The 12785-nt window shown below is 60.8% G+C and carries 9 protein-coding genes; 7 read left to right on the forward strand and 2 right to left on the reverse strand.

The window, feature by feature from the left end; translation table 11 throughout:
* Positions 1–16 precede the first annotated feature (16 nt).
* Positions 17–1528, reverse strand: coding sequence for a glycerol-3-phosphate dehydrogenase (locus DQ393_RS28900; protein ID WP_112345093.1), 1512 nt, complete (start codon positions 1526–1528; stop codon positions 17–19).
* A 104-nt stretch (positions 1529–1632) separates the two neighbouring features.
* Positions 1633–3183 carry an FGGY-family carbohydrate kinase gene (locus tag DQ393_RS28905; RefSeq protein WP_112345094.1) on the reverse strand — a complete coding sequence of 517 codons (1551 nt, stop codon included), beginning with the start codon at positions 3181–3183 and terminating at the stop codon, positions 1633–1635.
* An 865-nt stretch (positions 3184–4048) separates the two neighbouring features.
* Here DQ393_RS28905 and DQ393_RS28910 point away from each other — a divergent pair.
* From DQ393_RS28910 to DQ393_RS28940, 7 genes are all read left to right on the forward strand, one after another.
* A complete protein-coding gene (locus DQ393_RS28910; protein WP_112345095.1) occupies positions 4049–4705 on the forward strand; it encodes a DUF2291 domain-containing protein in 657 nt (218 codons plus the stop codon).
* Positions 4702–6246 carry a sugar ABC transporter ATP-binding protein gene (locus DQ393_RS28915; protein ID WP_112345096.1) on the forward strand — a complete coding sequence of 515 codons (1545 nt, stop codon included), beginning with the start codon at positions 4702–4704 and terminating at the stop codon, positions 6244–6246. The genes DQ393_RS28910 and DQ393_RS28915 overlap by 4 nt, the downstream gene beginning before the upstream one ends.
* A gap of 22 nt (positions 6247–6268) precedes the next feature.
* A complete protein-coding gene (locus DQ393_RS28920; RefSeq protein WP_112345097.1) occupies positions 6269–7321 on the forward strand; it encodes an ABC transporter permease in 1053 nt (350 codons plus the stop codon).
* A 101-nt stretch (positions 7322–7422) separates the two neighbouring features.
* Positions 7423–8370, forward strand: coding sequence for a D-ribose ABC transporter substrate-binding protein (locus DQ393_RS28925; protein WP_112345098.1), 948 nt, complete (start codon positions 7423–7425; stop codon positions 8368–8370).
* A 268-nt stretch (positions 8371–8638) separates the two neighbouring features.
* Positions 8639–9394, forward strand: a complete 756-nt coding sequence (locus DQ393_RS28930) for a DeoR/GlpR family DNA-binding transcription regulator (protein ID WP_348628032.1) — start codon at positions 8639–8641, stop codon at positions 9392–9394.
* A 54-nt stretch (positions 9395–9448) separates the two neighbouring features.
* Positions 9449–10978, forward strand: a complete 1530-nt coding sequence (locus DQ393_RS28935) for an FGGY-family carbohydrate kinase (RefSeq protein ID WP_112345100.1) — start codon at positions 9449–9451, stop codon at positions 10976–10978.
* 59 nt (positions 10979–11037) lie between these two features.
* Positions 11038–12780, forward strand: a complete 1743-nt coding sequence (locus DQ393_RS28940) for a glycerol-3-phosphate dehydrogenase/oxidase (RefSeq protein ID WP_112345101.1) — start codon at positions 11038–11040, stop codon at positions 12778–12780.
* Positions 12781–12785 lie beyond the last annotated feature (5 nt).

The following is a 12785-nucleotide window of genomic DNA, read 5'->3' on the forward strand; positions in this document are numbered from 1 at the left end:
GGCAAGATCTGGTGGTTCAGGCGGCCAGCGCCAGTTCGGCATCGAACCAGGCGGCGAAAGCCGCCTTTTCCTCAGCCGTCATGCGCAGACCTTCCTTGGTGCGTCGCATCAGGACGTCGTCGGGCGCCTGGGCCCATTCGGAAGCGACGAGATAGCGGACTTCGGCCTCATAGAGATTGCCGCCAAAATGCCTGCCGAGGTCCGCCAGCGACGTGGCACTGCCGACGATCTGCCTGCTGCGGGCGCCATAGAGATGGCCGTAGTGATTGACGAGCGCACGTGGCATCCAGGGATAGGCCGCCCGCAGCGTATCGGCGAAGGCGACGTAATCGGCATTCGGGATTTCGCCGCCCGGAAGCGTGGCGCCCCGCGTCCAGTCGCCGCCCATCTTCGGAAAGAATTTTGCAAGCCGCTGCATTGCGTGTTCCGAGAGCTTGCGGAACGTCGTGATCTTGCCGCCGAAGACGCTCAAGAGCGGCGCACCGCCGGTCTCGTCGAGATCGAAGACGTAATCGCGCGTCACGGCCGAAGGGTTGCCTTTGCCATCATCGAACAGCGGGCGGACGCCGGAGAAGCTTTCAAGCACGTCAGACCTGCGCAGCTTCTCCTTGAAGTAGCGATTGACCGCCGTGATCAGGTAATCGATTTCCTTCTCGTCGGCCGTTACTTCTTCCGGCTTGCCGTCATAGGGAATATCCGTCGTGCCGATCAGCGCCTTGTCACCTTCATAGGGGTTGATGAAGATGACGCGCTTGTCGTGGTTCTGGACGAGATAGGCCTGCTGGCCAGCCCAGAATTTCGGGACGATGATGTGGCTGCCCTTGACGAGCCGGACGCTGCGCTGGCTGTTTGAGCCGACGACACGGCCGATAACGTCATTGACCCAGGGGCCGGCGGCATTCACCAGCACACGGGCGCGAACGGTCCGCACTTCGCCGGAACGCTGGTCGCGCGTCTGGACGACCCAGTTGCCCTGATCGCGTCGCGCGCTGACGCAAGCTGTGCGCGTCAGGATCTGTGCGCCCTTGGCGGAGGCATCGAGAGCGTTGAGAACGACGAGCCGGGCATCATCGACCCAACAGTCGGAATATTCGAAACCCTTCGAATATTGGTCGAGGATCGGAGCGCCTTCCGGATCGCGATGAAGATCGAGCGACCGCGTGCCCGGCAGCTTCTTGCGGCCACCGAGATGATCGTAGAGGAACAGGCCGAGGCGAACGAGCCAGGCCGGACGATCCGTCGGGCTGTGCGGCAGCACGAAGCGCATCGGCCAGATGATATGGCTTGCCGAGCTCAACAGCACTTCGCGTTCGATCAACGCTTCGCGCACCAGACGGAATTCGTAATATTCAAGGTAGCGCAGGCCGCCATGCACCAGCTTGCCGGAGCGCGAAGAGGTGCCCTCTGCCAGATCGCCCTTCTCGCACATGACAACCGAAAGACCCCGGCCGGCCGCGTCGCGGGCGATGCCGGCACCATTGATGCCTCCACCGATCACGAAAAGATCAAAGATTTCCGGTTCCATCATGTCATGCTCCTTCGGATACCCTCGTTCGAATGCCCTTGTTCGAATGTTCCGGGCATCATCAAATCAATCTTCCTGGGCGACGCTCTCGCCGGCCGGCAACGAGGCTAGCGCTCGGCCAGCTTGTCCCAGGCAGGCGCAATCGCCTGCCGCACGTCCTTGTAGGCATCGAACAAACGGTCGTAGCGCTCAACGTTTTCCGGATCCGGCGCCTCTGCCGCCCCGAGCAACGGCGTCACCCAATCGGCAATGCAGCTATCCATGTCCTGATAGGCGCCGATGGCGACGGCGGCCATCATCGCGACACCGGCCGCACCCGCCTCTTCCCGGTCCGAAATACGCACCGGCGCCTTGACGGCGGCAGAGAGCGAACCGCGCAGCGCATGCGAACGCGCGGCTCCTCCGGTGATGCGCAGTTCTGAGGGCATGTCGCCCATAGCGGTGTAACAGTCTCGCGTTGCCATACCGAGCCCTTCGACCACGGCCCTCAGCATGTCGGCAAAGCCATGCCGCGTCGAAAGCCCGGTGAAGCCGGCGCGCGCATGCGCATTGACGAAGGGACCGCGCTCGCCCGCCTCGGAAATATAGGGGTGATAGAGAAGGTTCGTCGGACGTGCCTCGGCAAACCAGGCATCGATGCGTGGAATGAGATCCGAATAGGAGACCTTGTTGCCGCCCGCGGACATCAGATCGGCTGCGATCTCCAGGATCCAGTCGATATTGATGGTCGCACCCATATTGGTCTGGACCTGCGTGACGATACCGGGAATCGGCAGGGCGATCACGTAGCCGGTACCCTCGTCGTTGAGCTGAACATCGCGCACGGCCTTGGCGCGCATATGCACGCCCGTCGATCCGATCGTCGAGCAGGCCGCATTCAGGCCGCCGGTGCGAATGCCGGCGCCGAGCGCGGTCATGACCATATCGACATAGCCGAGGCAGACCGGCGTTCCGGCAAGCAGCCCGGCAGCCTTGGCCGCCACCTCCGTCAGGGGATGACTAATCTCTGTTCCATCGAGAATATCGGGCAGAAGAAAACGCCGGCGGGCGAGCCCGAGCGCATCGATGACAACAGGATCATACTGGCGATTGCGGAAATTACCAAAGGTGAAACTCGCCTCAGACGGATCGGTCGCCCGTACGCCGGTGAGGTTCAGATAGAGCCAGTCCTTGCAGTGCAAGGCGGTTTCAGCCCGATCGAGCAGCTCGGGCATGAAACGGTCCATATGGGCGAGCTGCGCACCTTGCTGGCAGGTATTGAGACCCGTGCCGGTCGCCTCGAAACGCGCGCGGTTGCCAGCCATGGCGCTCAGCCGCGTCACCGTCGATGCGGCCCGCGCATCGAGCCATAGCCAGGCATCGCCGACCGGAGCATTGCAGGAACCCACAAGCCATGTTCCGTCACCCTGGCCTGTGACCGCGATCGCGGCCGTTCGGGCGGCAAGATGCTCGACCTTCTCGCCAAGGCCGCGCAACGCACTGACGCAATCCGACCATGTTTGGTCGAGCGACTGCGTGACCGAACCGTCTTCCCCCGTCGCATAGCGATTTCGCACCGACGCGGAAGCGATCTGCTTGCCGGACAATTCGAAGGCAACCGCCTTCAGAACGGAGGTACCCGCATCGATGCCGATGATGATCCCGTCACCCTTAGGCATTGCGCGCCGGCTCCACCATCATGCGCCCCACGATAGGGACTTTAGCGTACATCACGAACATCTTCATTCCTCCCACACGATCACGAGCACAGCTCTGCCAACTCGCGCGCATCGCCGCCACGTCCAAGCCCACGGGAGCAGCGTGAACGGCCATTCTGCACACTCGACACTCCGAGCACCCGCATCCAACGCAATGGCGATCCATCGGACAACGCATATCTTATAACACAAAGATATCACTGCATCAGTAAAATTTTTCTGGTCTTGTAATTTTTTTCATATAAAATGAGCGCTGTCAATTCCACAAGCGCCTACAGCAAGAACCGCGAATGGGAGGAAATTCGCACGCCGGCAATCGACAGGCGACGACAGGGCTTTTACCGAATCATCACGGATGAGGTTCCATTATGATTTTTATAATCACATAGTTAGCAAAATTTCTTTACAGGAATTCGATCTGAGAAATCCCGCGATAAAAGCCTTGAATAGCGCACGCCAAGCGGAAGTTGCGGTTCATCTGAGAAAGAAAACATTGGAGTGCAGGAAGGCGCATGACAGATACAACATGCCAAACCACAGTTGACAGGTCTGGGAATTTATAACATACAAAACGAAGTTATTAACATACTTATATCACAATTGTCGCATACATGCGATGCTTGTGAAGCTGAATTGGGTAACTGGAGGAGACAGCTGCCCGCATGCTGAGGAGGCTCCTGATGTTGAATTTCCATTCCGACAGCGCAAGCCGAACGGAGCACCTACAAGCCCCGAATCCGAGGCGCGGCTTCCGCTAACCGGATCACGGCGCCTTTTTCCCCTCTCCATCAGGCAATCCGGCTGATATGCCGAAGGTCGTTTGAACATGAATACGCAGATTCAATACGCAACCGCCAAACAGGCGGGCTCCAAGTTCAAAATCGCGGCTGGTGTCGCCGCCGTGGCAATCGTGCTCGGCGCCATCGCGGCCGATACCAAAGTCGTCAAGATCGGCTCCGAACATGACGTACGCGAACAAGGTTTCCAGCCAGAGACTTATGGCGCTGCCGAATTCCCGAAGGTGCAGGCGGATGTCGAGAAGCGCGCCGTCGATGCCGTGACGCTCGCCAATGCAGTTCTGGCCGACAAGAAGGCGGCCGGCACAAAATACGGCGTTGCCACCACCACCGGACCCGTTCTTCCCGTTTCTCTGACCGGCACCTTTGGCGAGCGCAAGGCCAATCTCAACGAGTTCAAGGTCGACGGCCTGCCTGACGGTGTCACCATCCGGGTACAAACAGGCCCCGCGATCAATGGCACCGATCTTCGCGATGCCACGGGCAAGATCGAATTCGGGCAATTCACCAACCAGATCGAATATCAGGACGCCGGTTCCGCCATCAACAACGAGATGAAGAAGGCGACCCTCGGCAGCCTGGACCCCGAAAAGCTCACGGGTAAGACGGCAACTGTCATCGGCGTTTTCAAGCTCATCAATCCGAAGAACTGGCTCGTCACCCCGGTAAAGGTCGACGTGAAATGAGCCAGGTCCAGCACAATGGCGCAACCACCGGCGAAGTCGTTCTCGCCGCCCGCAACGTCGCGAAATCCTATGGCAGCGTCCATGCGCTGAAGGGCGTCAATTTCGACATTCGCCGCGGCGAAGTGACCACGCTCTTCGGCGAGAACGGCGCCGGCAAATCGACGCTGATGAAGATCCTGTCCGGCGTCATCCAGCCGACCTCGGGAGATATCATCCTCGATGGCCACCCGATCAGCTTTGCGTCATCGACGCATGCGCGCGCCTGCGGCATTTCCATCATCCACCAGGAATTGAGCCTGGCACCCAATCTCAGTGTCCGCGACAACATCTTCATGGGTCGTGAGATCATGAAGAACGGCGTGGTCGATTTTGCCGAGGAAGAGCGCCAGACCCGGGCGCTCATGGAGGAGCTGGAAGAAAACATCGATCCGATGACACCGGTCGAGGATCTTCGCCTCGGCCAGCAGCAGATCGTCGAGATCGCGCGGGCGCTATCGGTCAATTCCCGCATCCTGATCATGGACGAGCCCACCTCGGCATTGAGCGCCAGCGAAGTCGAAGTCCTCTTCAAGGTCATTCGCGACCTGACGAACCGTGGCGTCTCGATCGTCTATATCTCGCATCACCTGGAAGAGGCGCTGCAGATCACACACCATGCCGTCGTGCTGCGCGACGGTAATATGACGGCCTATGCCGAGCGCAAGGACATCGATCTCGAATGGATCGTGCGCAACATGGTCGGCGACAACTTCGACCTCGGCAGCCCGCCGACCGGCCACAAAATAGGCGATGTGGCGCTGACGATCGACAATCTCACCGTGCCAGGCCCTTCGGGTGCTGCCTACAACGCCGTCGACCGCATGTCGCTTGCAGTCCGCGCAGGCGAGATCGTCTGCATCTACGGGCTGATGGGCGCCGGGCGCACCGAACTGCTGGAATGCGTGGCGGGACGCCTGCGATCGAGCGGCGGTCGTGTGCTGCTCGGCAATACCGACGTCGGCGGTCTCAGCATCGCCGGCCGCATCGCGCAAGGCCTGGTGCTGGTGCCGGAAGACCGGCAGCGCGACGGCCTCGTGCAGACGATGACCGTCGGCTCGAACCTGTCGCTTGCCAGCATCGGCACTTTCACCAAGGGTCTTTTCACCTCGGGCGGCCGCGAGCGGTCGCTGGTGAACGACTCCATCCGCAAGGTGCACATCAAGACCGATGGCGGCGAGGCCGCAATCGGTTCTCTGTCCGGCGGCAACCAGCAGAAGGTCGTCATCGGCAAGATGCTGGCGACCAAGCCGAGAGTGATCCTGCTCGACGAGCCGAGCCGCGGCATCGACATCGGCGCGAAGGCCGAAGTCTTCAAGCTGCTTGCCGAGCGCGCCAAGGAAGGTCTCGCAGTGATCTATTCGACGTCGGAAGTCGCCGAATGCCTGAGCATCGCCCACCGCATCATCGTGATGCACCGCGGCAAGATTTCCGCCGAATTCGGACCCGACGTCACCAAAGAGAAGATCATGGCCGCCTCCGGCGAAGCAGTGGTCGCGCACTAGCCGCATTCATGGAGCACTGATTATGTCAGTCACGAACATCACAGAAAAGAAACCAATTTCGAACGGACAGCGGCGGAATTTCAGTCTCGTGCGGCTGATCCTGGAAGGGCGCGCCTTCTTCGCGCTGATCGTCATCATCGCGGTCTTCTCCTTCCTGTCGCCCTATTACTTCTCGCTCAGCAATTTCCTGACGATGGCCTCACATGTCGCGATCTTCGGCATCCTCGCCATCGGCATGCTGCTCGTCATCCTCAACGGCGGCATCGACCTTTCGGTCGGCTCGACCCTTGGTCTTGCCGGCTGTATCGCCGGTTTCCTGATGCAAGGTGTCACGCTGTCTAGTTTCGGCGTCATTCTCTATCCCCCGGTTTGGGCCGTCGTCGTGCTGACCTGCGCGCTAGGCGCGGTGGTCGGCGCCGTCAACGGCGTGCTCATTGCTTACCTGCGCGTCCCGGCCTTCGTCGCGTCGCTCGGCGTGCTCTATGTCGCCCGCGGCATCGCACTGCTGATGACCAACGGCCTCACCTACAACAATCTCGGCGGCCGTCCCGAACTCGGCAATACCGGCTTCGACTGGCTTGGCTTCAACCGCCTCGCCGGCATCCCGATCGGCGTCATCGTGCTTGCCGTGCTTGCGATCATCTGCGGTCTCGTTCTCAGCCGCACCGCCTTCGGCCGCTGGCTCTACGCTTCCGGCGGCAATGAGCGCGCCGCCGATCTTTCCGGCGTTCCGGTCAAGCGTGTCAAGATCATCGTCTATGTCCTGTCGGGCGTCTGCGCGGCCATCGCCGGCCTTGTCCTGTCCTCGCAGCTGACGTCCGCCGGCCCAACCGCCGGCACCACCTACGAACTGACGGCGATCGCCGCCGTCGTCATCGGCGGTGCCGCCTTGACGGGCGGCCGTGGCACGGTGCGCGGCACCATGCTCGGCGCCTTCGTCATCGGCTTCCTGTCCGATGGCCTCGTCATCATCGGCGTGTCGGCCTATTGGCAGACAGTCTTTACCGGCGCGGTCATCGTGCTCGCCGTGCTCATGAACAGCATCCAGTACGGACGCCGGACCAAGTCCGGCTGACGCCCGCACGAACTTGTCACCGATCGGTGAAGAGTGCCGATCGGGGAGAGAACCGCCGGTTCGCCGGCATCACCAGAGCTCATCAAAAGGGAGAGAGACTAATGTTCAAAAAAGCTTTGCGTACCGTCATGGCAGCAGTTGCCGTGGCACCGCTTCTGACGGGAGCAGCATGGGCTGCCGGCCAGATGACGGTCATCGTCAACGATCCATCCAATCCCTACTGGCTGACGGAAGGCAATGTCGCCAAGGCGACCGCCGAAAAGCTCGGCTATACGGCAACGGTTAGCGCTCACAAGGGCGATACCAACACCGAGAGCAACCTGATCGATACGGCAATCACCAACAAGTCGGTTGCCATCATTCTCGATCCCGCCAATGCCGACGGCTCCGTCGGCGCGGTCAAGAAGGCCGTTGCGGCCGGCATCCCGGTTTTCCTGGTCAACGCTGAAATCAACCAGGAAGGCCTCGCCAAGGCTCAGCTCGTCTCCAACAATGCCCAGGGTGCCGCTATCGGCGCTCAGCAGTGGGTCGAAGCCGTTGGCGACAAGGGCAATTACGCCGAACTCTTCGGCGCTCCTTCGGACAACAACGCCGCAACCCGCTCGAACGGCTACGAAACCGTTCTGACCCAGTATCCCGACCTGAAGAAGGTTGCCAAGGAAGTTGCCAACTGGGACCGCACCCAGGGCCACAACAAGATGCAGTCGATCCTGCAGGCGCATCCGGACATCACCGGCGTAATCTCCGGCAATGACGAAATGGCACTCGGCGCGATTGCCGCACTCAAGGAAGCCGGCAAGCTCGCCAACGTCAAGGTCGGCGGCTTCGACGGCTCGCCTGACGCTGTTGCCGCCATCAAGGCCGGTGAATTGCAGTACACCGTCCTGCAGCCGGTCGCCACTTTCTCGGCAGAAGCCGTCAAGCAGGCCGATAGCTTCATCAAGACCGGCAAGACCGGTGCCACCAGCGAAAAGCAACTCTTCGACTGCATCCTGATCACCAAGGACAATGTCGACAAGTACACGGCACCCTTCGTTCTGTCCGAATAATGCGATCGGGGGCGCTGGAAGCCGGCGCTCCCACCCTTTGACCGCCATCGGCGACACTCTGCCAGAACATCAGGCAGAACTTGCAGAATTGCCAGCAGCGAATTGCTTTTTATGCCTTTTCCCATAGCATGGCATTCGCTGCGGCAAGGAACATCCGCAAGGCTCAGCGCTAGAGGCCGACGTGACAGATAAGACAAGCCCCGTATCATTCCTGCAAGATGAACTGCCGAGCGACAGCCGGCATTCCCGTCAGATCGCCCGGCGCCAGATGATCGCCGAAGCCGTGATGGCGGAAGGCTCCATGCGGATCGAGGATCTGACCGAGCGCTTCGGCATCAGCCTGATGACGGCGCATCGCGATGTCGACGAGCTGGTCAGCCGGGGCCTTTTTCGAAAGACGCGCGGCATCGTTTCCGCCGCTGCCACCAGCCTCATCGAATCCAGCGACGTCTACCGCGCCAATCGGCAGGCCAGCGAAAAAAAGATGATCGCGGCTGCCGCAATGCAATTCATCGAGCCCGGTCAGGCGGTCTTTCTCGACGATTCCACCACTGTCCTGCAGATGGCTTCGTTGCTGCCCACCAAGGTGCCGCTGACGGCGATCACCAATTCGCTGACACTGATGAACGCCCTGAAGGACATGCATGACGTGACGCTTCTGGCGCTCGGGGGGCAATATTATAATTGGTGCAACGCCTTCATGGGCCGCATGACGATCAACGAGATCAATCGTTTGCGAGCCGATGTCACCTTCATCTCGATGTCAGCCATCATCGACGATGTCGTTTTCCATCAGTCACCCGAGATCGTCGATATCAAGCGCGCAATGTTCGACAGCGCCGCCAAGCGCATCTTGCTAATGGATCATACGAAATTCGAACGGCGGGCGCTGCATAGTTTCGCACATCTGAGTGAATTCGATGTCGTCATCGTCGACGAGAAGACACCCGCCCCGCACCTGGAGCGCATGCGCAACAAGAACATCAATGTGGTCGTCGCCAAAGGCGACGAGAAGCGATCCTGACGATCCGGCCCATGCCGCCGGCCCAGGGATCGTTCACGATCAGGAGTATCGAGAATGCCGAGTCTGCTCGGAATTGACAGCGGCTTGACCGTCACCAAGGCCGTCATCTTCGACGTCGATGGAACGCCGCTTGCAGTCGCCCGCCGCCGCGTAACCCAGTTCATGCCGAAAGCCCGCCATGTCGAACGCGACATGGACGAACTCTGGGCCCGGACGGCCGACGCCATTGCCGAGGCGATCAAGCTCAGCAACCGTCCTGCCAGCGATATTCAGGCGATTGCCGCCACCGCTCATGGCGATGGCATCTATCTGCTGGACAAGACAAGAAAGCCGCTCGGACGCGCCATCCTCTCTCTCGACAGCCGCGCCGGATCAATCGTGGAACAATGGCTGAAAAGCCCGCTCGCCGACGAAGCCCTGACACTCACAGGCCAGATGCCACACGTCTCGGCGCCATCGGCGCTGCTTGCCTGTATCAGGGCCAATGAGCCTGAGCGATTCGCAGCGATAGGACATATTCTAAGCTGCAAGGACTGGCTCCGCTTTTGCCTGACTGGCGTTGCCGGTACCGACCGTACCGAAGCAAGCACCTCCTTCACCAATGTCTCGACACAGGATTATTCCCCGGATGCGCTGAAGCTCTTCGGCGTTGCCGAGGTGACGGGCGCCTTGCCGCCTGTCTCGCGATCCGACGAAATTGTAGGATACGTGACCGAAGCCGTCGCGAAGCGGACGGGCCTTGCCGAAGGCACGCCTGTCGTTGCCGGCCTGCATGATGTCACCGCCTCTGCGCTTGGGGCCGGCGGCTACGCAGCCGGCGTCGTCGCCGTCATAGCCGGCACCTATTCGATCAACGAAACGCTTTCCTCAGAACCGCGCGTCGACGGCCGCTGGTTCTGCCGGAACGCCATCGCGCCGGGGCAATGGAACAACATGTCGATTTCGCCCGCGTCATCGGCGAATTATGAATGGTTCCTGGACAAGCTCTGTGCCAGCGAAATTGCAAGCGCCGAGGCAGCGGGCCAGTCGATCCACGCCGTGCTCGGCCCCGAGATCGAGGCAGCGTTCAACCGGCCGTCGAGCGCGCTCTTCCACCCCTATCTCTTCGGCTCGCCCTTTGGTGCCGATGCCAGCGCCAGTTTCTTCGGACTTGGTGGCTGGCATGATCGCGGCGACATGCTGCGAGCGGTTCTCGAAGGCATCGCCTTCAACCACAAGATTCACGTCGATGCCTTAAGTGACGGTTTTTCCTTCGATCAGGCAAGATTGGCGGGCGGCGTGTCACGCAATCCGATGGTCGTACAGATGTTCGCCGACATTTTCGCCATGCCCGTCACCGTGACGGAAACCGATGAAGCTGCGGCCTGGGGTGCTGCCCTTTGCGCCGGCGCCGGTATCGGTGTCTACGCTACCCCGCAGAGCGATCCGCGCGATGTCGGCAAAATCGCCAGGACCTATCACCCGGACCCGGCCCGTAGCGCCGATTATCGTATCCGTTACGAGCTTTTTCGCGACATCGCCGAAGCAATGACACCGCTCTGGCCGCGGATCGGCAATCTCGCAACCCAGCACTCCCAAGGCTAAACCTAAATTGCACCGCGCAGGCAGCATCTGTCGCGGCAGTTCACCAGGACAATGATGTTATGACCGATATGGCCGCCGATCTGAAACAACGCTTCTCTCAACTTCAAGACGGAGATGTCGATGTTGTCATCCTCGGCGCCGGAGTCAACGGTGCCGGCCTGTTTCGCGATCTGTCGCTGCAGGGCATAAACTGCCTGATCGTCGATAAATCAGATTTCGGCTCGGGAACGAGTGCAGCGCCATCCAGGCTGATCCATGGTGGCCTGAAATATCTGGAAACCGGCGAATTCGGCCTGGTTGCGCAATCGGCGCTTGAGCGAAACCTTCTGCTCAAGAACGCGCCGCATTGCGTCGAAGCACTGCCGACCTTCGTGCCGATCTTCTCATGGACACGCGGCATCTGGGCAGCCCTCCGCACGCTGACGGGCTCGGCCACCGCCCCGCGCAGCCGTGGTGCCTTGCTTATCAAGATCGGGCTTGCGCTCTATGACTTCTTCGGTTCGCGCAACCGTGTCATGCCGCGCCACCGGTTCCTTTTAAAGCGCCGGGCGCTGAAGGAAATGCCGCATGTGACACCCGAGATCGTGGCGGGCGGCATCTATTACGACGCCAAGATCAGCCGGCCGGAACGGCTGGTCTATGAGTTGGTCAACGACGGACTGGAGGCGAACAAGGCTTCATTGGCGACAAATTCGACCCGGCTCGTTTCTGCTGCCGATGGCGTGCTGACCTTCCAGCGCGCGGACGGCTATGCTTTTTCGGTCAAGCCGAAGCTCGTCGTCAATGCCGCAGGCCCCTGGATCGATCACGTCAACGCCGCTCTCGGCGCACCGGCCCATCTGATCGGCGGCACCAAGGGATCGCATATCCTGCTCGACCATCCGGAGCTGGTGCGCAGCCTGAACGGCCATATGATCTATTTCGAAGCCGATGACGGCCGTATCTGCCTTGTCTACGGCTATCTCGGCCAGGCGCTTGTGGGATCGACCGACATCCCTTGCGACGATCCCGACAATGTCCGCTGCGAAGAGCCGGAGATCGATTATTTCCTCGACAGCGTCAGGTCGCTGCTTCCGAGCCTTCGCTTCGACCGCGATCAAGTGACCTACAGCTATAGCGGTATCCGCCCCCTACCCGCCTCGGACGCCTCTTCGCCGGGCCTGATCAGCCGCGATCACTCCGCACCGGTCTTCGAGCCGCAGGCCGGACGTCCCTTCCCCATCATCTCTCTGGTCGGCGGCAAATGGACCACATTCCGCGGCTTTGCCGAGGAAGTGGCCGATATCGTGCTGGCACGCCTTCAGCGTGGCCGCAAGACATCCACGGAGCGTCTTGCGATCGGCGGCGGCCGGGATTTTCCGGTCAATTCCAATGAGCGGGCGAGCTGGATCCGATCGGTCGCCGCAAAGACCGGGGCCGAGGCAAGCAGAGTGGATGAGTTGCTCGGCCGATACGGCACGACGGCAGCGGCAATCCTCGCCTATCCTTCAACCTATAGCGACAGTCAGCGCATCAGCGGCGCGCAACGTCATAGCGCGCTCGAGATCGATTGGATCGCCCGGCAGGAGATGGTCGTTCATTTGTCAGATATCGTCTTCCGCCGCACGACCATGGCGATCGAGGGCCTGCTGACCATCCAGGGTTTACGGGAAATCGGCGCGATCGCCGCAGCCGCCCTGCAGTGGGATGCGCAGCGACTGGCCAAGGAGATCGACGATGTCGTTGTATCGCTATCGAAATTCCACGGCCAGACGCTGAGCGAAGACAGCGTGCGCCGGGCGGCAGGCCCGGCTATGCGCTGATCATC

Origin of the sequence: Martinezella tropici (assembly GCF_003287875.1) — a bacterium.
Taxonomy (GTDB): domain Bacteria; phylum Pseudomonadota; class Alphaproteobacteria; order Rhizobiales; family Rhizobiaceae; genus Rhizobium; species Rhizobium tropici_C.